General features: G+C 45.9%; 16 protein-coding genes. 9 read left to right on the top strand and 7 right to left on the bottom strand.

The genetic code is table 11. The annotated features are described in order from the left end of the window. Positions 1–43: 43 nt before the first annotated feature. From PG915_RS21010 to PG915_RS21025, 4 genes are all read right to left on the bottom strand, one after another. Positions 44–1,294, bottom strand: coding sequence for an alpha/beta hydrolase (locus tag PG915_RS21010; RefSeq protein ID WP_353498946.1), 1,251 nt, complete (start codon positions 1,292–1,294; stop codon positions 44–46). Next, entirely contained in the window at positions 1,272–1,493 is a 222-nt protein-coding gene (locus tag PG915_RS21015) for a hypothetical protein (protein WP_042501664.1), read from the bottom strand. Before PG915_RS21015 ends, PG915_RS21010 begins: the two co-directional genes overlap by 23 nt. Positions 1,494–1,660: 167 nt before the next feature. Beyond that, entirely contained in the window at positions 1,661–2,524 is an 864-nt protein-coding gene (locus PG915_RS21020; RefSeq protein ID WP_112463053.1) for an SIS domain-containing protein, read from the bottom strand. Positions 2,525–2,534: 10 nt separating this feature from the next. Further along, positions 2,535–3,803, bottom strand: coding sequence for an amino acid deaminase (locus PG915_RS21025; protein WP_420884626.1), 1,269 nt, complete (start codon positions 3,801–3,803; stop codon positions 2,535–2,537). Between the two features lie 182 nt (positions 3,804–3,985). Here PG915_RS21025 and PG915_RS21030 point away from each other — a divergent pair, with 182 nt between their 5' ends. From PG915_RS21030 to PG915_RS21060, 7 genes are all read left to right on the top strand, one after another. Then, on the top strand, positions 3,986–5,434 hold the full coding sequence (locus PG915_RS21030; RefSeq protein ID WP_353500181.1) for an N-acyl-D-amino-acid deacylase family protein: 1,449 nt from the start codon (positions 3,986–3,988) through the stop codon (positions 5,432–5,434). 58 nt (positions 5,435–5,492) lie between these two features. Further along, positions 5,493–5,885: a RidA family protein gene (locus tag PG915_RS21035; RefSeq protein WP_042501660.1), complete on the top strand. Its 393-nt coding sequence runs from the start codon at positions 5,493–5,495 to the stop codon at positions 5,883–5,885. Positions 5,886–6,047: 162 nt separating this feature from the next. Continuing rightward, entirely contained in the window at positions 6,048–7,541 is a 1,494-nt protein-coding gene (locus tag PG915_RS21040; RefSeq protein ID WP_353498947.1) for a sodium:solute symporter family protein, read from the top strand. 75 nt (positions 7,542–7,616) lie between these two features. After that, entirely contained in the window at positions 7,617–8,336 is a 720-nt protein-coding gene (locus tag PG915_RS21045) for an oligogalacturonate-specific porin KdgM family protein (protein WP_353498948.1), read from the top strand. A 10-nt stretch (positions 8,337–8,346) separates the two neighbouring features. Next, positions 8,347–10,794, top strand: coding sequence for a family 20 glycosylhydrolase (locus PG915_RS21050; RefSeq protein WP_353498949.1), 2,448 nt, complete (start codon positions 8,347–8,349; stop codon positions 10,792–10,794). 209 nt (positions 10,795–11,003) lie between these two features. Continuing rightward, positions 11,004–11,426, top strand: a complete 423-nt coding sequence (locus PG915_RS21055) for a glycine zipper domain-containing protein (RefSeq protein WP_353498950.1) — start codon at positions 11,004–11,006, stop codon at positions 11,424–11,426. 481 nt (positions 11,427–11,907) lie between these two features. Next, a complete protein-coding gene (locus tag PG915_RS21060; RefSeq protein WP_353498951.1) occupies positions 11,908–12,870 on the top strand; it encodes a sensor domain-containing diguanylate cyclase in 963 nt (320 codons plus the stop codon). A 41-nt stretch (positions 12,871–12,911) separates the two neighbouring features. On the opposite strand, the gene PG915_RS21065 is transcribed toward PG915_RS21060, so the two are convergent. Genes PG915_RS21065 through PG915_RS21075 form a run of 3 tightly spaced genes read right to left on the bottom strand, consistent with a single transcriptional unit; the run spans position 12,912 to position 17,403 of the window. Then, entirely contained in the window at positions 12,912–13,526 is a 615-nt protein-coding gene (locus PG915_RS21065; protein ID WP_353498952.1) for an HAD family hydrolase, read from the bottom strand. Positions 13,527–13,567: 41 nt separating this feature from the next. Next, positions 13,568–16,378 (bottom strand): PAS domain-containing hybrid sensor histidine kinase/response regulator, encoded by a 2,811-nt coding sequence (locus PG915_RS21070; protein ID WP_353498953.1) that lies wholly within the window; start codon positions 16,376–16,378, stop codon positions 13,568–13,570. Beyond that, on the bottom strand, positions 16,375–17,403 hold the full coding sequence (locus PG915_RS21075; RefSeq protein ID WP_353498954.1) for a cytochrome-c peroxidase: 1,029 nt from the start codon (positions 17,401–17,403) through the stop codon (positions 16,375–16,377). The genes PG915_RS21070 and PG915_RS21075 overlap by 4 nt, the downstream gene beginning before the upstream one ends. Positions 17,404–17,696: 293 nt before the next feature. Between PG915_RS21075 and PG915_RS21080 the strand changes: the two genes are divergently transcribed. After that, positions 17,697–18,788 carry an efflux RND transporter periplasmic adaptor subunit gene (locus PG915_RS21080; RefSeq protein WP_353498955.1) on the top strand — a complete coding sequence of 364 codons (1,092 nt, stop codon included), beginning with the start codon at positions 17,697–17,699 and terminating at the stop codon, positions 18,786–18,788. Positions 18,789–18,819: 31 nt separating this feature from the next. Continuing rightward, a complete protein-coding gene (locus PG915_RS21085) occupies positions 18,820–21,864 on the top strand; it encodes an efflux RND transporter permease subunit (RefSeq protein ID WP_353498956.1) in 3,045 nt (1,014 codons plus the stop codon). Positions 21,865–21,961 lie beyond the last annotated feature (97 nt).

The raw sequence follows: 21,961 nt of genomic DNA on the forward strand, positions 1-21,961 counted from the left end.
GACAAAAGTGCGATCGAAGGAGATAAAAAGTAGCGAGCGCTGTCTATTTCTTTGCACTGGCTGTCTGTTCGTAATGATGTTCACTGTTCATAACGGTGTCAATAATCTCAGACATTTGGTTGAAGTAGGGGTTAAATGTTAAACGAGCGTGGATCTTTCCTAGCTCTTGATAGCCGTATGAGGAATACCACATTGGTTCTCCATTTAGGCAAGCTGTATAGGCCTCTTCGGATTGACCATTGTCACAAATGCGCACTGTTCCTTGAGTCCCATAGTATGGATTTTCTGGGCTAAACAACATTCCCATGTGCGATCCATTGGAGACACGAAACTTAGGGAGGCGCATGGTTTGAGCGATCGTTCCGCTAACTTGTGGCGCATTGTCGCCCTGCCAAATCAGCTTGTTATTTGGATTTGAAAAATGGCTATTGAACCAACCTACCGCGGCTTTTGTGTCAACAACGCTATCGCCTTCGCTCAACACCATCACTGTGGGTTTATCGAACTGGTGTTTATCTAATTGCTTTTGTACTTGGCTAACGGTTTCGTAATAGACTGCAGCTCCATTCATCGGCAGAGAATTGTAGCGAAGAATGTTGTCTTCAGGGTCTTTATCCGCCCATTGTACAAATACGCTTACAAAGCTTGCATATTTAACCGCGGTAGAGCTGGGCTCAAAGGCTGGGGAAAATAGCAGAAGCCCAGAAATGCGGTCATCTTGCAGTGCCTTACTAGTCACTAGGTTAGCTCCGGTAGAATAGCCACCGAGCCAAATAGATGGGTACTCGTCTAACAAGAGGGCAGTGTGGTGCTCAACGACACCATGCCAATCTTCATAGCTTGGTAGAATGAGATCGCCCACTTTACTGCCGTGGCCAGGAAGTAATATCGCTCTAACGAGATAACCCCGTTTGGCAAGATGGTTAGCGATATCACGAAAAGAGTAGGGAGAATCGCCAAGGCCGTGCACTAATAGTACGGCCTCGCCGTTTGGGTTTTCAGGAACAACTTCGAAAGGGCTGTTGAGTGCCACTTCTAGCGTGTGATCATCAGTCTTGTAGACGCGATGCTCGGCTAGCCACTGCTGAGTTTCGTCAACATAGTCTTGGTAATTTGACTGTTGGTAGCTAGGTAGGCTTGGCGCATGAGAAAACGAAGGGTTTTCGTTTTTCGTTGAGCAGCCAATGATGCCGGCAGTAATAAAAGCAGACAGATAAAACGCTAACGCCACCAACTTTCGCTTGTGACGCGATAGTTTTTCGCGTTTAGATTCACTTGGACGAAACTTCTTCATATTCACCCTCGATAGTATTGCCGTTTGCGGTTTGGCCTTGTGCCTCGCGCTGACGGGCAAATTCTTTGTCTAACTGCTTTTTAATACGGTTGCCAGTGATGAATGCAGCAATGGCCATTGGGATTGCCATTAGTAGGCTGAACATCATTGCCACAAAACCGATAAATAGTGCGCTAATGGTTAGGAGTGCTTGTTTCATAATGACCTCTTTGTAATAAACCGAATGCAAAAATGGACGAGTCTTTATGGGCATCCTTTACTGGTATCGCTCCTTTATATCGAAATACTACGCTAAGGAATATGAACCAAACATGAACATTGGTTCAAAAAGATGTTCATGTTTGGTGGGGGGAGTTGAAGCAGTAATTAGTCGCCCAATGGCTGGCGATCGCTTCCGGTTCTGTGGGTATCTAAGGCAAGCTTTAAGCGGCGAAGGCGGTCGCGAGAGCGGCGCTTGTGGTTTACTGCGAGCTCCATAGCGATTACGTCAACTAAGGCAAGCATCGCATAGCGTGACGCAGATGGTTTGTAAATAAAATCGGTTTCTTTGTGAACGATAGGCAGAACAAGATCGCTAAGGTTCGCCAGTGGTGAGCCTGAAGGGGTAATAGCAATCACAGGGACGCCATATTGCTTTGCAGTTTCAGCCGTTTCGACCACGATTGGTGTGTGACCCGTCGCCGATATCACCACCATCACGTCATTGGCATCGGCTGTTGCCGCCACCATGCGAGTGAGCAATCCATCATTGTATGACACTACTGGGTAGCCAAGTCTAAACAGACGATGCTGCAGCTCTTGTGAGGTGATGGTTGAGCCACCACCGACGCCAATCGCAATGATTTGCCTTGCTGAGTGAAGTAATTCCGCCGCCTTGCTGATGTCTGCTTCGTTAATAAGCGCTCGGTTGATGTCCAAAGCCTGTTTGATGGACTCGTAAATGCCTTGATGACCAGTCTGCACCGGCGGCTCAATAATAAAGCGCTGGCCTACCGCAAGTGATTGCGCCAGTTTGATTTTAAGGTCGCGAACATTTTTGCATCCCACGGCTTTTGCAAAGCGAGTGATGGTAGCTTCGCTCACGCTTGCTTGCTCTGCGAGTTCCGTAATACTGGCGTTGGCAGCGCTGCTTACATCATCTGTAATAAGGTCTGCGACCTTTTTTTCTGCGTCACGAAGCGCACTGTAGCGCTCCGTGATTTGAGAAATAATGTCTATTTCTACGCTCAAAATGTTCCCTCTAGAATGCTGTCTCGACCCAATGTTCGACATTATGCTGGTCATCGCTAATGGCAATGTAGCGCCATTTATCAAAGGTTAGGCAAGGGTGCGATGTTGAAAAGGCAATCATATCACCAACTTGGAGATCGCAGTCCTCTGGAACCGACAAAAATGTGTGTTGATCCATCACATCCGTCGCCACAAGGCCTGCTGTATCTATTTGTTCACCATCGCGATAGATTCGCTCAGGAATAGGAAGCCCTGCGTCGAATGCGACATCGCGCTTGCCTAAACCTATGATGGCTTTTGTGGCTTCAGGGCGAGAAATGACATACGCCCAAACCTCTAAAGCGGAAGAGAGATCGCCGCCAAGCTCACAAGCAAAACCCTGGTTTTTCTCAGCACGTCGCATCACTTTATGCTGGGCATCTAGATAGATACCAGTGTCATGAATGACGTAGCAACCAGGGCGTAAAATGGCATCAAAGGCGTCGAGGTGGGCAAATTCTTCCGCGACCACGTCGTACCATGCTGAGCCAGCACCTGTGACGATCGGTTTTTCAGGCAGTAGATTGTCTGCAACTAACTGACCGGCTAACTCAAGAGTATTGGCAAGAAACTGACGGACACGGGCTTCTTCATCGCCACCGTGGATCACGCCCTCATAGACTTCAATCCCCACCAAATTAACGTTTGGCATATCGGTTATAAACTGAGCAAGCGCGACGACTTCATCGACTGTGCGGCAGCCGCAGCGACCGCCTGCAACGCCATATTCAATCAGAACGTCGATTGAGCTGTTAGCGTGTTCAAAATAGTGCTGCAACTTCTGAATATTTTGTTTTGAATCTACACATACCATCACGCGAGCATCGGTATCTCGTCGTACTCGATGAATCATGGCCATGTTGGCTTTGCCTACGAGTTGGTTGGCCATCATGATGTTGGTGATACCACAGTGAGCGGCCACTTCAACTTGTGGGGCGGTGGCGACCGTCACACCCCAAGCACCACACTCCTGCTGCTGACGGAAAAATTCCGGAGTCATGGTTGTTTTGCCATGTGGACAAAGTTTAACGCCGTGATGGTTGGCAAATTTTTGCATCCACTGCATGTTATTTTCTAAATGACTGCGCTTAATCACGGCTGCAGGCAAGCTAATTTCTTCTTTAGGTAAGCTGTAACTGGGCACTTCTTGGTCGCAGCACGCCATTCCTTTTTGACCAATTGCATATCCCAACGCATGGCTTCTGTGATTGTTTCTATCTTTTTTAAATAGATTATTCATTTTAATCCTCACACTAACATGATTTAAGTTGTTGATTAATAATGGTTGATGGTATTTATGATACTTACCATGTTAGAAACTATCAAACTTTATTGATGTTTTTGTGTAATTTGTCACTGAGTTTTATGGGGGTAATTTCTAACATAGGTGTCATGGAAAGCGTGAAGACGAGAGATAAGGTCATGTTGTTCGACACTATTATAAAAAATGTAGAAATCGTCGATGGAACCAATGAGGCGTCCTACCATGCCGATCTGGCTATTAAGCAAGATCGCATCGCTAAAATTGGTGATCTTGCTGGCTTTGAGGCGAGCACGATCATCGACGGCCAGGGTCAGGTGCTCAGTCCTGGTTTTATTGATGTTCACACTCACGATGATACCAATGTTATTCGCTACCCAGATTGCTTGCCGAAAATCAGTCAAGGCGTGACAACGGTGATTGTTGGTAACTGCGGCATAAGTGCATCACCGGCAACGTTACACGTTGCACCGCCAGACCCGATGAATCTATTGGGCAAGCAAGAAGACTTTAAGTACCCAACGTTTGCTGAATACGCGACTGCGGTTGAGCAAGCGGAGCCTGCGGTGAATGTTGCTGCCTTGATAGGGCACACCACACTTCGCAATAACGTGATGGATGAGCTGCTTCGTGAAGCCTCAGAAGATGAGCTTCAGGCGATGCAAACTGCCTTAGCTCAAGCGATGTCCGAAGGTGCGCTGGGATTGAGCTCTGGCTTGGCCTATGCCAGCGCTAAGCAGGCAACCGCCAGTGAAGTGATGCGACTAGCAGAGGTATTGGCTGAGTTTGGCGGCATCTATACCACTCATATGCGCACTGAATTTGAAGAAATATTGAGTGCGATGGAAGAGGCTTTTGAAACGGGGCAACATGCCCGTGTCCCTGTGGTTATTTCTCACTTGAAATGTGCAGGCGCTGGTAACTGGGGAAGAACCGTTGAAGTTCTCGATTTGCTCGAAAAAACGGCTCAGCACCAAGATGTTTCCTGTGATTGTTACCCCTATTCAGCAAGCTCATCAACGCTTGATTTAAAACAAGTGACCGATGACTTCGATATTTTCATCACTTGGTCTGAAACAAAACCTGAGTATGCGGGGCAGCTCCTTGCTGACATCGCTAACCAAATGGAACTGCCATTGATGGAAGCGGCTAAAGCCATTCAACCAGCCGGTGCTGTGTATCACTGTATGGATGAAGCAGATGTCGAGCGAGTGCTTAAGCATAAGCTCACTATGGTGGGATCAGATGGGTTGCCAAACGATCCTCATCCACACCCAAGGCTTTGGGGCACTTTCCCGAAAGTTCTTAACCATTACTGCAAAGATCGCGGCCTATTTCCTCTTGAGGAAGCAGTGTACAAAATGACGGGAATGTCGGCGAAGCGCTATAACCTGGCAAATAGAGGCGTTATTAAAGAAGGCGCGTTTGCTGATTTGGTTTTATTTAATAAACATAACGTTCGCGATACCGCGACGTTTGAATCACCAATTTCCGTCGCAGACGGAATTGAATGTGTATTCGTAAACGGAAATATCAGCTATCAGAATAAATTAGTCGCCAACAAAAGATTTGGTCGATTTATATATAGAGATGGCACTAATTGCTCTTGAATAAACACTATTCGAGATGTGTAACATTTAAATAAGAAGTAACAAACTGGAGTAAACAATGACAATTAAACGCTATGGTGTAGAAGGTGGAACCGGTACTGGCGGACAACATTTACCCTTTGCTCGTGCAACAGAAGCCGGTGGCTTTCTCTATGTGTCGGGTCAAACACCGATGACAGATGGCGAAGTTGTTGAAGGTGGTATTGTTGATCAGTCGCGTTTAGCGATTCAAAACTGTGTCGACATTATGGAAGAAGCGGGTTACGGCCTTGAAGATGTCGTGCATGTGAAAGTAGTGCTAACAGACTCACGCTATTTCCAATCTTTCAACAAAGTGTTCAAAGAGTTCTTCGGTGCTAACCCGCCAGCGCGAATTTGCATGGTGTGTGACCTTGTGGTCGATGTAAAGGTTGAAGTCGATGTAACCTGCTATCGCGAAGATCGCCGATAAAATAAATATTCAACAGTAAGCAACATTATTAAGGGCATTTTGCGATGCCCTTATCAATAAAAATAACAATGACATTCTGATCACATAATGTAATTACTTTTCGATATAAATAACGTAAAAGTAAGCAGTGTCTTATCTGCTTATATCTCTGGAGGTAGTTCAATGAACAGTACACTATTTTTATCCAGTTTTGGGGTATATGTGTGTTTCCTTATTTGGTTAGGGTGGTTTGTATCCCGCAACCAAAAGTCAGGTGAAGATTTTCTACTTGGTGGGCGTGGTCTACCACTGTTCCTAGTGTTGGGTACGACCGTCGCGACCATGGTGGGTACTGGCTCTAGTATGGGCGCGGTTGGCTTTGGCTACGCGAACGGCTGGGCTGGTGCTTTGTATGGTATTGGTGGCGCACTTGGTATTCTGCTTCTTGCTCTATGGTTTGCCCCTGTACGTCGTCTCAATTTTATGACCATGAGTGAAGAGCTGTCTTATTACGTGGGTGCAAACCGCGTAGTAAAAAACCTAGTTGGAGTGCTGATTTTTATCGCTTCCATTGGTTGGTTAGGTGCCCACATTCTTGGTGGCGGCATGTACCTCGCCTGGATTGCTGACATTGATCTCAATGTGGCTAAGGTCATTATTGCTGCGGCATTCACTATCTACGTGGTGATCGGTGGTTATACTGCGGTGGTTTGGACTGACACGATTCAAGCTGTCATCCTGTTCGTTGGTTTCATTCTAATGGCGGTGCTATCGGTTCAGCACATTGGTGGACTGGATAACTTATATGCGGCAATGGATCCAGCAGCAACCAGCTTCCTGGCTATCGAGAAGCTAGGCATTATCCCTGCGATTTCACTCGCTGTTGTGGTTGGTGTGGGAGTGTTAGCAACGCCTTCTTTCCGCCAACGTATCTACTCTGGTAAGGATGTTTCAACGATTCGTCGCTCGTTTGTGCTCTCTGGCGTGCTGTATCTGTTCTTCTCTATCATTCCAGCCATCATTGGTATGGCGGCACATGCGATTGACCCAAGCCTTGATAATCCAAACTTTGCGTTCCCATACATTGCGGCAACGGTATTGCCTGTGGGTATCGGCATGATTGTTCTGATTGCGGGTCTGTCTGCAACCATGTCAAGTGCGAGCTCTGATGCCATTGCTGGTGTGTCGATTCTGCTGCGTGATGTCTACGTGATGTTCACAGGGCGCGTACCAAACAAAGAATCGATGATGAACTACTCAAGACTCGCTTTGGTCGTGGTGATTGGCTTTGCTCTACTATTCGCACTGACGTCGAATGACATCATTGGCTACATCACCAAGATGATCTCTACCGTGATGTCAGGCATGTTCGTCTGCGGCATGCTAGGACGTTTCTGGAAGCGTTACACCTGGCAAGGTGCTATCGCAACCTTGGTGGGTGCATCGGCGGCCTCGTTCACTGTCATCCTTAGCCCAAGCTTGTCCGCTTATTGGGGTAACCCTGTGATTCCATCTGTAGCGGTTGCAACACTAGCGGGCGTTGCTGTGAGCTTATTCACCCCAAGAAACATGGTTTCTCCAGAAGAAGCGCAAGCCATCTTAGATGCAGAGCGTGCGCAAATGGAACAAGGCGGCGAATCGGGCAGTACAACGACGACTACGCCAGTTACCGAGTAATCACACTCTAAGTCAGGGTGTAGCCCAAGACACCCTGACTCTAAAACATTTCTCCCCCATTAAGACAAAAAAATAATGAAAAAACAGTGTATCTACCCTTTGTTAGTACTGATGTCTTCATCAGCTTTGGCATCCACTACCTATTTAGACTTACGCCACGAATATAGAGACCCGTCTGATAGACATCGCAGCCGAGTCATTCTTGGTCATCATTTTGATAACGGCTATGGCATTGAAATGCTGACCAATATTAACCACGGCACTTACGCTGATAGCTTTGGTAGTAACCTACGTCTATCTAATACTGAGGTGACCAACTACTACACTTACGGTGTGAATGACAACTTCACTTTGAACCCAGGTATTACACTTAACTTCCTAAGTTCAAACACCTTTTACATGCCGTATCTAAAGCTGAACTACAACTTCGATAACGGCTTCTTTATTCACGGTCGATATCGTTATGACTTCTCCAGTGCCGAAGCTCAAAATGCAGCAGGCGAGTTGGAGACCATCAAACGAAATCGTTACGACGTGTGGACAGGATACAGCAACGACAAATTTACGCTGTCGTATGCCTATACCTACTTTGACCAGATCACTAATCATCCAGGCGAACTTGCCAACGGTGAGCAAACGGCTCGCGAACATACAGTGAAGTTTATGTACAAATACTCAAGCTTTATGCGCCCATATGCGGAAATTGTCGACGCTGATAAGAACATTTATATCCCCGAACCCAACAAAGGCGCGACAGAGTGGCGCTATCGCATTGGTCTAAATTTTGTTTTCTAAGGAAGTAGTCATGAACAAAAAACTCGTCTCTCTATTAATTGCAGGCACACTAACATCAACGGCATGGGCTATGGCACCGAATACAGATCTGAATCTAATGCCTTATCCACAAACTGTGGAGCTAAGACAGGGCGCTGTCGTCATCGACAAAGACTTTAGTATTTTCATCAAAGGTTTTAACTCTGAGCGCGTGGAAGCGACCGCAAAACGTTTTGTTAATCGTATTGAGCGTCAAACGGGTCTTCCGACACTGAACTGGCAAGCGGAAAGCGCTAGTGAAGCAACCTTAGTGATTGATATCGACCAAGCGCCAAAATCGGCAGTGCAAGATATCAATGCTGATGAGTCCTATACGCTGGATGTTCAGAATGGTCAGATCGTGCTTAAAGCCAACCGCCCTTATGGTGCGATTCGTGGTATCGAGACTATCCTTCAGCTAGTAAAAACAGACGCCATCGGATACTCAGTACCGGCTATCTATGTAGAAGACGAACCACGTTTTCGCTGGCGTGGGGTCTCTTATGACACATCACGTCACTTTATTGAGATGGAAGTGATTTTGCGTCAGTTGGATGCTATGGCGTCTGCGAAGATGAACGTGTTCCACTGGCATATTTGGGACGACCAAGGCATTCGCATTCAGCTTGATAACTACACTAAGCTGTGGGAGAAAACCACAGATGGTGACTACTACACCAAAGATCAGATTCGCTATGTTGTTGATTATGCTCGTGAGTTGGGTATCCGTGTAGTGCCGGAAATCTCGCTACCTGGTCACGCATCAGCGGTTGCACATGCTTATCCAGAGCTGATGTCTGGTTTAGGCGAACAAAGCTATCCACAGCAGCGCGAATGGGGTGTATTTGAACCGCTTATGGATCCGACGAATCCAGAGCTCTATACCATGCTGAGCAGCGTGTTTGATGAAGTGGTTGAGTTATTCCCTGATGACTACTTCCACATTGGTGGTGATGAGCCGAACTACAAACAGTGGCAAAATAATCCAGAAATTCAGGCGTTTATTAAGGAAAACAACTTAGATGGCGAGCGCGGCCTTCAGTCCTACTTGAATGCGAAAGTAGAGAAAATGCTCGAAGAGCGTGGCAAGAAGATGTCTGGTTGGGATGAGATATGGCACAAAGACCTGCCTAAATCTATCGTTATTCAAAGCTGGCGCGGCCACGATAGTATTGGCCGAGCAGCGCAAGAGGGATATCAGGGACTGCTTTCGACAGGTTACTACCTAGACCAACCTCAACCGACTAGCTACCACTACCGCAATGACCCTATGCCTCACGGTATTACTGTTGACGATCAACTGCATGAAGGCGAGCGATTTGTCAGTTACCAGTGGGAGAAGCCACGTACCAAAGGTGGCCCTCGCAAAGGCTTGCTAACGATCATCCAAGCTAAAGACGGCAGCGTTCGAGCCTTCACTGATTACAACGGCAAATCTCGTACTGAAGTTGAAATCCTTGAGTACACCCCAGGTGAAAGCTTCAAGGGTCACTTTGATAACTTCATGTCTTACACCGAGTTCAACTTGAAGCTTGCTGGCGACAAGTTGGCAGAAGGCAGTTATCAGCTTATTGGTAACGTGCGTTGGCCGACCACGGGTGAAATTGTTGCCTCTTCAGCTAAGCCGGGCTCGGTGATCCCTGAACCAACTGGTGGTTATCCTGCGGAACTTACAGAACAGGAGCAGTCGCTGATTCTCGGTGGTGAAATTACTGTTTGGGCGGAAAACATCAATACTCAAACCATGGAAAATCGCATTTGGCCACGCAGCTATGCAATTGCTGAGCGTTTCTGGTCTTCTGAAGAGCTAACCGATGAAGCAAGCATGTATAAACGTATGCGTGCTATCGATAATTGGTCTGAGATTTCTTTAGGGATGCGCCATCATGCGGACTCTAGAGTGATGATGCAACGCTTAGCAAATGGCGCAGATATCACGCCGCTACTAGCTTTAGCGCGATATACTGAGCCTGCGCAGTACTATGCTCGTAACTGGGAAAAATGGATTCAAACGGAAAACCATGGCGACCTTTACAATCAGCATGAGCGTTTGAATCGTTTTGCTGATGCCCTTCCGGTTGAGAGCTACGCCGTTTATGAAATGAATGATTTGGTGGAGCAGTTCGAGAAAGGGGATAAGCAAGCATTAACAGCGTTAGAACAGCACTACCAAACTGTTTTGAACGCTGCAGCGGCTGCAGAGCCTGTATTTGCCGCCAACGTGGCGTCTGTCGATACAGTGGCACTGACCAAAGCTACCAAGCAGGTTGCTGAAATAGGCTTAACCTTGGTATCAAAGGCGAAATCTGGTGATAGCGTGAGCAAAGCGGATGCACAGGCGTATCAAGCAATGATTAACGAGTCTGCGATTATCATTGATGAAACGATCGTCGCTATCGTTAAGCCGACAGAAATGCTACTGAAAACGTTCACTAAGTAACGATTGTTCAAGAACGACAAGCCGGGAATTACTTAAGGATACAAAATTCAAAGTAATACCCGGCTTTTTTTAATTGCGGTTTGAGACGAACATTTTTAGCCGAACTGATAACTCCTGCTTATCAGGCTAATAACGACAAGTGAATTCCCTGAAGCACATTGAAACAGTATTCTTTCTCTCGTAGACACAACCACTGCGAGAAACCCGTTATGACACTATCTCAAAACTCTGTTAAATCACTTTTTGCTGCTGCAACCCTAGCTCTTCTTGCTGGTTGCGCTTCACCTGCTTTCGATAAGGACAATGAGAACGCAGCACGTAATAGAGGCGCAGCGGGAGGTGCTTTACTTGGTGCCACAATGGGCGTACTGACAGGCGAACCTGAGCTGGCTGTAAAAGGCGCGGTTGCTGGTGGTGTTGCTGGTGGCGTTGCTGGCTCTATGAAAGACTTGGATGATTCCCGTGAAACAGGGCGTACAGAAACGCTAGCTGATGGGATAAAGCAAGACAATCGCAGTGATGCGGAGAAGCGCGCTGACGAGCTAGAGGCTGAAATTCGTATCCGCGAGTTAGAGCAAAAGTTGGCTGAAATGGAGAAGGCTCAACAGGTGGAGTCTAGCCAAGAAGGCTAATCACATTGTCTAGGCAAGCATTGGCTTAGATTTTGAGATAAAGAAAAGGCCGATTGATAAATCAATCGGCCGAAAACAGTGTGAACAAATCGGTTCACTAACAACGTCAGTTGGCTAGGTGACTTCATTGCTGAAGTCATAATATATGTAGCATGATGTGTGCCAACTTTGCCGAAAGCTATTTACCGACTTTTTGTGCGTCATTACACATAAAAGGTTCGATGCGTTCTTATATTGCAAATGCAAACCGCAATATATTTGCAATATGCAACCTACTAACACTCTTCTCAATAAGCTCTGCCGAATTTTCATTTCAATTTACGTTAAGAATGTGATGCTTTTGTGGCATGCCCACGTGATCTTGACTAATTTTAGAAGCGGACACTTTAAATTTAAACTCAAAAGCGCATCGAGAGTGATGAAAGGTGTCAGTACGCAGTCCAAATTTGTCTAGTACGTCTATGCTAAGGAACTCTCACACATGCAGCCAGCTCCTATACCCATCGATGATGATTACCGTTTGAAAGTTGTTAGGCAGCTTAATATCGACAGTGTGCCAGAGGAGCGTTTTGATCGGGTTACGCGATTAGCAAAACGGATGTTTGATGTAGATATTGCTTTGTTAACCATCGTTGACAGAGACACACAGTGGTTCAAATCCAATGTAGGACTCGCTGCGAATCAAACGGGTCGTGGAGAATCATTTTGTGGCCATGCTATTTTAGGTGACGAGCCATTCATTATTCACGATGCGTCTATTGATGAACGTTTTCGCGATAATCCATTGGTGACGGGTGACCCCAACATCCGTTTTTATGCTGGCGTGCCTATCAAAATAGAGGGCGGTGTCAAGGTCGGTACCTTGTGTGTTATAGACAGTAAACCGAGACTGTTTACCGATCAGCAAGTTCATGACCTGATAGATCTCGCGAAGTTAGCCGAATCTGAGCTGGTGGCGAACTTAAACTCTACCCTTGATGAGTTAACTCAAATCTCCAATCGACGTGGTTATCGATTGCTTGCCGACAAAGTGATTCAAAAATGTCGCTTTTCTACGGAGCCATACACAGTAGCCCTGTTTGATCTCAATAACTTCAAAGCCATCAACGATACATTCGGGCATTCTGTTGGCGACGAGGCACTACGCCAATTTGCCAAATTGTTAAAAGCGAGTTTTAGAGACTCTGACGTGATAGCCAGAGTAGGGGGAGATGAGTTTGTTGTCTTGATGTCCGGAACCACAGGAAACGACTCCAAGTTCCCAATGACACGGTTTAATGACAATGTCGCGTCGTTCAATCGCAATCATCAAGCAGTTTACGCCTTGAGTTATTGCGTTGGCATTGTTTGTTGCACTCCGCTCGATAATGTTGATCACGATGAGCTGCTCGACCTGGCTGACAAAGCGCTTTACTTAAATAAAGCCTCTCAAGGGCAAGGTTAAAGGTTACTCTTTCTGTGAATCGCTTTCTAAAGACAGCTTTTCTACAAATGGCTTTTGTGCAAATAGCTTTTTCGTAAATAGTTTTTTTGCAAATAGGCAAGAAGCCCATCCAGTGATGAATAATGCAGATCTGCACCGAAGGTGTCTGGCTCGTGGCTTGAGTTGGAAATAAAGCAGCTTAAACAGCCAGCGTTTTGCGCTGTGAGAATGTCGTATTGATGGTCGCCCACATAAAGAACGTTGTGTTGCTCTAGCTGCCATTTGTCCACAAGGTGTAGCAGAGCACTGGGATCAGGTTTGGCGGGGAAGTCTTCTCTAGTGATAAGCTCTTCTATTGTTAGTGCATGAGCGCTTAACTTCTTTGTCGCGGCCTCACGACAATTTCTGGTGATGATGCCAAATCTTAAGCCTTCGTTTGATAACCAATCTGTCAGCGAACGTGCACCTGCCATTAAATCACTGGCTTCGGCATCGTCGAGTTCATGCTTGAGTATGGTCTCAATACGTTGCTGCCGTTCGTTATCACAAAAGGTTTCATCGACATGGGTCAATAAATCCTTATCAGCAGGGCAAGCAAGTTCTAGTTTTAGCTGCTGAAAGTTGATGTTTGATGTCACCAGTGTGTTGTCTAAATCAAATACTACCGCTTTAATCATTGAAATGAGTTAGTCCTTGCTACGTCATGCTACTGATACGTTTACCGAGAGAGTTTAGACGACTTTAACACTGACTGATTTCGCGTATCGCGATATTTATCCAGAATTCGAACTGCTTCATGGATATTGACCTCAAGTAGATTTACTAGTGACTGCATCTCCTCTAGCGCAGGCCAAATTTCGCTATCGAGTGTGGTTTGAAGTGATCGCATTTTTTCTGTTACGCGAGATAGACCAACTGCACTGCATTCGGTATCTAATAGTTTCATAGTACTTGAAAGCGTTGCTTTGTCTTTGCTTGAGTAGCTAGTGATTAGTGTGGTGAGCGCATCTTCACTGGTTTGTTTAAACTGTTTTGTTCTATCTTCAGACAGCAGTGACTTTCCGTTGTTAGGACTCACTTTAAGCTCTGCTTCGGTCGTGTTTGATATCGACATCTGAGACAAGTCGTGTCGGATCAACTCGACGACCTTGTTATTGGATTCGTGTTTGGGTGGCATTACTAGCAGATGGCGATACTGTTGTAATGCGTCAATAAAGCTTTCTTTTTGAAGTGGTTTGGTCAGGATGTGATTAGCGCCAGCGGCGATGAAATTGTCATGAGCTTCTTTAAAGACATCGGCGGTACAACCGAAGATGACCGTTTTTGAATGCAGTTCTTCGCGTATTATTCGCGTCGCTTCGATACCATCCATAACAGGCATGTGGTTATCCATAATGATTAAATCGTAGTGACCTTGTTTTACTTTTTCTACTGCCTCTTGACCGTTCACCGCAACTTCTACTTTGTGTCCCTGCTTAATACAGAAGGTTTTTGCAACGAGCGCATTTACCTTGTTGTCTTCTACAAGCAAGATATTGAGTGACTGAGCGAGGGCTTGATCATCAAGCGAAACATGCGCTTTCTGTTGTTTTTTGACAGCTTCTGCCGGACTAATCTGCATGGTAACAACAAACTCGCTTCCAACGCCGGGTTCGCTTGTTACGCTTGCGTCACCATTCATGATGTTGGCCAGTTTTTTAACGATGGCCAGTCCAAGCCCTGTGCCGCCAAATTTACGCGTTGTCGAAGCTTCGGCTTGAGTAAAGGGATCGAAGATAGTGCTTAGCCTTTTTGAAGGAATGCCGACGCCAGTATCTTTTACAGAGATAGTTAGGGTTTCGTCCTTACCGTTTTCTGTTTTGGTGCTGCTGAGCGTGAGGGTAACTTTGCCATCACGGGTAAATTTCACAGCATTGCCGAGTAGATTGAAAATAACTTGGCGAATGCGGGATTTATCCCCCCGATAGGATTTACCGCTTTCGAGCTGGTTGTCGAGAACAAACTCGACGCCTTTTTCTGCACAGATAGAAGAGTAGGTCGTGACGATGGGCGAACAGAGATCGCTGATAGCAAAATCAATGGCCTCAAGTTCAAGTTTGCCTTCTTCAATTTTTGAGATATCGAGAATATCGTTAAGCAACGAAAGTAAGTGATTGCCAGACTCAAGCAAAATGTTGAGCTGCTCTTTATGCTGAGTTTCGGTGACTGAAGACTCGAGAATCTGTGCCATTCCAAGAATGCCGTTGAGCGGCGTGCGTAGCTCATGGCTCATGGTGGCAAGGAAAGTGGACTTTGCTTTGTTAGAAGCATCTGCATTATCAACCGCAAGTCTTAAATCTCGCTCTAGGTTTTTTCGAACACTGCTGTCGCGCTCTACGGCAATGAACTGCTCGACTTCTTGTTGATAGTTCCTGATGGGCGTTATCGCGATGTCTATCCAATATGGTGCTCCATCTTTGTGATAGTTAATCAGCTCAGACTGAACAGGCTCACCTTTTCTCAGATGTGCTGCAATGTTCGCAACTTCCTGTTGTGACGTTTCTTTCCCTTGTAAAAAACTACCTGGCTTAAGTCCGATGACTTCTTTCACTTGGTAGCCTGAGAGTCGCTCGAATGCCGTATTTGCCCAAGTAACAAAGCCGTGTTTATCTGTGATGATAATGGCATCGCTTGCATGCTCGACCACTAAGGCTAAATGAGAACGTTCTTTTTCTTTAGTGAAAAGCTCACGATTGAGTTTGGCTTCGCGATATTGCTGTATCCATTGACGCCAGTAGATATATCCACCAAGAAACACAAACAGCATGACGCCGGAAAAAACGACGTGTCCTTGAAGGTTGGATGTTCTCGTCATCCAATAGGTGTTGACGTCATTGAGTAAGGTGTGAATTTCACTGCCAAGAAGTGCTTGCTTCTCTTGGTCTATTTCATTTTTAACTCGGCTGTTAAGCCGAATGTAGCTGTCGATTGCGAGGATAGTGCTGTTGGTTTGAGCATCACTAGTCAGCGCTTGACGTGCTATTTGATTGTCGAAGTATTGATAGAGTTTGAGTTTGTCGGTATCGGAAGTTGATGCTGATAGCAGTCCTCGCTGAAGCTCCTCTAGGGTACTGGTGGAGTATTCAAAGGATACTTTAGCGCTGAGCAAGCGTTCCAATCTTTGGGTGAAACCGAGTACTTGGTTTTTGATATGACGTCCAAACTGTACGCCTTGCTCGGGTATCGGGCTGATAAGAGAGAGGTAGCTTTGTTGGTTCTGCAGCAGGTTGTCATAGAGGTTCCCAGCTTCGAGTTCTATGGTGACTAACTCATTAGAGAAATTGTCATAGGACTGTTCATTGTTGTAGTCAAAGGTGTAGATGTCCTCAAGGGACTGAGTGATTTGATGAGATAGAGCAAGGTAAGCTTGCTGATAGGTATCACTAACTCGGCTGTAAGAGACACTGATTACTAGCCATAGCGCTGATAGCACGATAGCCATTTGATAAAGTGTTTCAACACGCTTTTTGGTAAGTATCCGCCGAGTCATGGTATTAGCTCCTTGAGTACGGGAGGTGGTGGTGCAGAGAGGGCATTGAGAAACGCTTTTAGCTCTAAGATAGTGGCAGGCTCAAGCTCTCGGCCTAGCTGAACGTAGGCCATAGTAACAATGGCAGCTTCCAAGGTCTCTGCACGTCCATCGTGAAAGTAGGGGGCGGTATTCGCCACGTTTCGTAGACTGGGAACGCGGAAAACTCCCATATCAGACTCTAATCCTGTGACGTTGTAACGACCAAGGTCTGACTCTTTCTTATCGGTAGCGTTCAAGTTACCAAACTTCTGAAATAGGTTGCCCCCAATATTTGTTCCCTGATGACAAGCTATGCAGCCTAGTATTTTAAATTGCTGCCAGCCATTTATGGCCGCTTGGGAGATAGCCGTTTCATTGCCTTTCAAAAACAAATCAAAGGGTGAGTCTGGTGTATCTAACGCCGTCATGAAACTTATCAAGGACTCTTTGATGGTGGATTCATTAATGGTGCCGTTCAATTGGGCATTGAATTGCTGTTTATAGGTTGGAACAGAGGCGACATAGCGTGTGATTTTTTGCCAGTTGGTGTTCATTTCTAACGGATTGTGAACCGGACCATCCATTTGTGTTTCCAGGCTAGAAGCTCTCCCGTCCCAAAAAAAACGCGAATTGTGGGAAACGTTGAAGACTGTAGGAGAGTTCCTAGCGCCAAGGCCTTGTACCCCTAAAGAGACCTGTCTATTTTCTGCGCCATTATCGAATATATGATGGCAAGACTCACAACTAACGCGATTATTTGAGGATAAGTTAGGGTCTAAAAAGATCTGCATCCCCAGTTTCGCAATGTTCAGTTCGCGGCTACTCAGTGTTGGTTCTGGTATCGGCTGAATGAGTTGAGCGCTTATATCTTTGAGATTGATAGTGGTTTCTGAACGGGTGCTATTTGCCGGCTTTTCTGGTGCCGAAAAACTAAAAAATAGGTATGTTGTCAATGTGATAAGAGCACCTAGAGCGGCTAACCACCTTATAACTACAATGTTCATAATATGTATCATTCGTATTGATTATACGTATCATTATGGGATACTTATTTGCTGTTTCAATTTAAGATAAAAAAACGAAAAAAATAATGAACTTGTCTCTAATTGACGGTCTTAACAAGAGTTTTTTTATTCCATAAGTTTTAGCTGGCATAGAACATTCATTTGTGCGTTATAGTTTTGTGTAAGGTTTGTTGCTTTTTGCTACGCTTAATGTAACTTGTGAAATAGCGTTCATTTGATCTCGTTAACCAAATAGTGTGTTGGTTTTTATAAATTTTTATTGGGTGGTTGTTATGAAAACTCATTTACGTGCTCTTACTCTGGCAGCAGCAATTGGTGTTGCGTTGACAGGATGTAGTCCAGAGCCAGAACAGACAGTGGAAGCGCCGGTAGTAAGGCCTGTGAAGACGGTTGTTATTGGGCTAGAAAACCAAAGCATGATTCGCGAATTCCCTGCAAGAGTTCTTGCATCGGATCGTGCAGATATGGCGTTCCGCGTTTCTGGCAAAGTAAACAGTATTCCTGTTAAAGAAGGCGACAACGTTAAGAAAGGAACGGTACTAGCAACGCTCGATGATACGAGCTTTAAACTGGCGGTTCGTGATACTCGCGCAACGTTGCAACGTACTCAAGCTGATTTCAAACGTGCTCAAGAACTGATTAAAGATAATTTTATCTCTCAGAAAGATTTCGAGCAGCTACGTGCAAATTTAACACGAGCTAAAGCGGCATATGATAAAGCGAATACAGAGCTAGGCTACACCAAACTTCTTGCCCCTTTTGATGGCTTTGTCGCACAGCGTGATATTCAAAACTTTGAGAACGTTGAAGCTAAACAGGTTGTGTTTACTTTCCAAAACCTCAACACGCTTGAACTTAAATTCAACGTACCTGAGAAACTGGTTCGTCAGATCCGTGATGAACAAGCAGAAGAACCGGTAGAAATTCCTGTTTTCGCTTACTTTGATACCGCGCGTGAAAAGCCGTATCCAGTAACGGTGACAGAAGTATCTTCTAAAGCAGATTCGGATACTCAAACGTTCGAAGTGACGGTGTCGATGGAAGCACCAACCGATCAAAACATCCTTCCTGGGATGACGGGTTATGTGACGGCAGACTTCTCTAAGCTGCAAGAAACGTCTGGTTCTATTCAAGTTCCTGCGACGGCTGTTGTGAGCGACAACGCACACAATGCGACAGTTTGGGTTGTTACAGGTGACAATACGGTAGAGCCTAAATCTGTTGAAGTTTCAAATATGTCAGGCGATCGCATTACCATTCTTTCAGGTCTTGAAATGGGTGAGCGCATTGTGACTGTTGGTGTTCCATTCCTGATTGAAGGTATGGAAGTGAGCCTGATGCCAGAGATCGATCAAGCGCAATAACCCACTGTGACTCAGCAAGAAGAGAAGTTATATGAATTTAGGTGAGTATTCAGTAAAGAATAAAGTCAACAGCTGGCTGCTAGTGCTGCTGATGACGATTGGCGGTGTATTAGCTTACTTTGAAATGGGTAAACTCGAAGATCCAGCATTCACAATCAAAGAAGCGAAAATCATTACAGCCTACCCAGGTGCGTCACCACAAGAGGTGTACGACGAAGTCACATATCACATTGAAGATGCGGTTCGCCTCTTAGGGCAAGTAAAACGCATCAAACGCTCAGTTACACGTGAAGGTCTGTCCGACATCACGATTGAGTTTAAAGATGAGTACAGTTCTGCCGAAATGCCGGGTATTTACGATGAACTACGTCGTAAAATTGCGGATAACAAGCATAAGCTGCCTCCAGGTGCCGGTGAACCACAAATTGTCGACGACTTTGCCGATGTTTATGGTGGTTTCCTAGCACTTAATGGTGAAGGTTACACATACCGTGAACTTAAAGATGTTGCTGACAATCTGAAGAAGCAACTGGTCTTGGTGCCTGGTGTGCGTAAGGTGTCGATTGATGGCGACCAAAAAGAAGTGGTCTACGTGCAAATGTCTCGCTCGAAAATGGCGGAGCTTGGCATCGACATGGCAACGATTGAGAATTTGCTTCAGTCGCAAAACTTGGTGTCTGACTCTGGCCGGTTCCGAGTTGGTCCTGAGTACATTCGTATTGAACCGACTGGCTCCTTTAAGCACGTAAGTGAAATCGAAGACCTACTTATCTCTAGTACTGATAAGAAGCTTATCCGTCTGGGTGATGTTGCAAGGGTTACTCGTGAATACAGCGACGAGCCAAGCAAGCTCATTTATTTCAATGGTAAACCGTCGCTAACGGTTGGTATTTCGATGCTAAGTGGGCGTAATGTGGTTGAAGTAGGCGGCCTTATTGAAGATAAGCTAGCCAGCCTTGAGAACCAGATCCCACTAGGGATGAACCTAGATATCATCTACAACCAACCAAACGAAGTTGATCAGTCGGTTGCAGGCTTTGTTACCAACACAGTCGAAGCGTTGATCATTGTAGTTGTTGTTTTACTTGCGTTTATGGGACTGCGCGTAGGTCTTATCATCGGTGCGGTTCTAATGATTACTGTTGCTGGTACGCTAGCACTCATGCACCTTTATGGTATCGAGCTACAACGTATCTCTCTTGGTGCCCTGATCATCGCCCTTGGTATGTTGGTGGATAACGCCATCGTTGTCGCCGAAGGGATGATGATACGGATCAAGCGCGGTATGCCTGCTATGAAAGCAGCGGGTGAAGTTGTTGGCGCTAACGGCTTGGCACTTCTTGGTGGTACCGCCGTAGGTATCCTTGCGTTTGCCGCGATTGGTATGTCGCAAAGTAACACGGGTGAATTCACGCGCTCTCTTTTCTACGTTATCTTGATTTCACTCTCTTTGAGCTGGGTGACAGCAGTGTCAACAACACCGCTGTTGTGTGCGATGCTTCTTAAGAAAGAAGACAAGAAAGAAGAGGAAGAAGAGAAAGACCCTTATGCGGGGGCTGGCTTTGTTATTTATAAAGGTATTCTTCAGTTCGCACTTAAACAGCGTGTATTGACTATTGGTGTCATTCTAGCGATGTTTGTGTCGGCTGTTTGGGGCTTTGGCTTTGTTAAGAACGCCTTCTTCCCGAACGCGAACACACCAATGTTCTTTGTGGATATTTGGGAAGTAGAAGGCACGGATATTCGTCAAACTCGTGATGATACACTGAAGGTAGCTGAGTTTATTCGTGGCCAAGAGGGCGTAGAGTGGACGGCAAGCTTTATCGGTGGCGGTGCTTCTCGTTTCTCTTTGGTATACACACCGCAAGATTCGACCAAGGCGTATGGCCAGATTATTATTCGTACTGAAAATCGAGACGTGATTGCACCACTGCAAGCTAAGATCGATCAGTTCATGACGGAGAATATCGAAAGCATTGAACCTAAGATCAAAGGCTTACGTATCGGTCCAGGACGTGACTCCAAGATTGAAGCGCGCTTTGCAGGTCCAGATCCAGAAGTCTTGCGCGATCTGTCATCTCAAGCTGAAGCGATCATGCATGCCGATCCGGGTACCAAAGAAGTTCGTAACGACTGGCGCCAACCAGTTAAGCTGATCAAACCTATCTTCAACGAGCAAGTTGCGCGTCAATTAGGCGTGACGAGAACGGAGCTTACAGCGTCACTTCGAGCAGCAAGTGAAGGTACCCAAGTAGGTATTTACCGTGACGGTGTGCGCCTGTTGCCAATTTACTTCCGTGCTGATGCTAGCGAGCGCCAAGATGTGTCTCAGTTGATGGATGCACAAGTGTATAGCCCTGTGCTGCAGCGCACAGTGCCGATTGCGCAGGTTGTTGTTGGTTTTGAAACCGTTTGGGAAGATGCGATGATTCGTGGACGAGACCGTCTAACGACTATTATTGCCTCTGCGAACCCAACTGGTGAACTTGCAGCACCACTATTCGAGCGTTTGAAGCCACAAATTGAAGCTATCGAACTTCCACCTGGCTACACGATGGACTGGGGTGGTGAGTACGAAGATTCAGCGGAAGCGCAAGGTGCACTGTTTAGCGCGATTCCGGTATCGTTTATCATGATGATCATCGTGGTGGTACTTCTATTTGGTAAAGTGCGTCAGCCGCTAATCATCTGGATCACCGTACCTTTGGCTATCATTGGTATTACCGCAGGTCTATTGTTACTTGATGGTGCGTTTGACTTTATGGCACTTCTAGGTGCATTAAGTTTGATAGGTCTACTCATCAAGAATGCTATCGTTCTCCTCGAAGAGATCGACATGCAAGCGGAAGAGAAACCGATTTACGATGCGATCATTGACTCCTCGATCTCTCGTATGCGACCAGTAATGCTGGCAGCATGTACGACAATCTTGGGCATGATCCCGCTGCTTGGTGATGTGTTCTTCGTGAACATGTCTATCACGGTTATGTTTGGTCTTGGTTTTGCAACCGTATTGACCTTGGTGTTTATCCCAGTGATGTACGCAATTTTGTTCAAGGCAAAGAATCCAAGCTAATCGAAAACCGTAAGCTGTAAAACGAAAGCTAAAAACCCAGGTCTTAATACCTGGGTTTTTTTATTGCCTAGTCAAGCTGTTACATTTATACCCTGCA

Source organism: Vibrio sp. CB1-14, from assembly GCF_040412085.2.
Lineage (GTDB): Bacteria > Pseudomonadota > Gammaproteobacteria > Enterobacterales > Vibrionaceae > Vibrio > Vibrio chaetopteri.

Excerpts from the sequence above, each read along its gene's own strand:
- PG915_RS21010 (WP_353498946.1), bottom strand. The coding sequence starts at position 1,294 with ATGAAGAAGTTTCGTCCAAGTGAATCTAAACGCGAAAAACTATCGCGT.
- PG915_RS21015 (WP_042501664.1), bottom strand. The coding sequence starts at position 1,493 with ATGAAACAAGCACTCCTAACCATTAGCGCACTATTTATCGGTTTTGTG.
- PG915_RS21025 (WP_420884626.1), bottom strand. The coding sequence starts at position 3,803 with ATGAATAATCTATTTAAAAAAGATAGAAACAATCACAGAAGCCATGCG.
- PG915_RS21030 (WP_353500181.1), top strand. The coding sequence starts at position 3,986 with ATGTTGTTCGACACTATTATAAAAAATGTAGAAATCGTCGATGGAACC.
- PG915_RS21035 (WP_042501660.1), top strand. The coding sequence starts at position 5,493 with ATGACAATTAAACGCTATGGTGTAGAAGGTGGAACCGGTACTGGCGGA.
- PG915_RS21040 (WP_353498947.1), top strand. The coding sequence starts at position 6,048 with ATGAACAGTACACTATTTTTATCCAGTTTTGGGGTATATGTGTGTTTC.
- PG915_RS21045 (WP_353498948.1), top strand. The coding sequence starts at position 7,617 with ATGAAAAAACAGTGTATCTACCCTTTGTTAGTACTGATGTCTTCATCA.
- PG915_RS21050 (WP_353498949.1), top strand. The coding sequence starts at position 8,347 with ATGAACAAAAAACTCGTCTCTCTATTAATTGCAGGCACACTAACATCA.
- PG915_RS21055 (WP_353498950.1), top strand. The coding sequence starts at position 11,004 with ATGACACTATCTCAAAACTCTGTTAAATCACTTTTTGCTGCTGCAACC.
- PG915_RS21060 (WP_353498951.1), top strand. The coding sequence starts at position 11,908 with ATGCAGCCAGCTCCTATACCCATCGATGATGATTACCGTTTGAAAGTT.
- PG915_RS21065 (WP_353498952.1), bottom strand. The coding sequence starts at position 13,526 with ATGATTAAAGCGGTAGTATTTGATTTAGACAACACACTGGTGACATCA.
- PG915_RS21070 (WP_353498953.1), bottom strand. The coding sequence starts at position 16,378 with ATGACTCGGCGGATACTTACCAAAAAGCGTGTTGAAACACTTTATCAA.
- PG915_RS21075 (WP_353498954.1), bottom strand. The coding sequence starts at position 17,403 with ATGAACATTGTAGTTATAAGGTGGTTAGCCGCTCTAGGTGCTCTTATC.
- PG915_RS21080 (WP_353498955.1), top strand. The coding sequence starts at position 17,697 with ATGAAAACTCATTTACGTGCTCTTACTCTGGCAGCAGCAATTGGTGTT.
- PG915_RS21085 (WP_353498956.1), top strand. The coding sequence starts at position 18,820 with ATGAATTTAGGTGAGTATTCAGTAAAGAATAAAGTCAACAGCTGGCTG.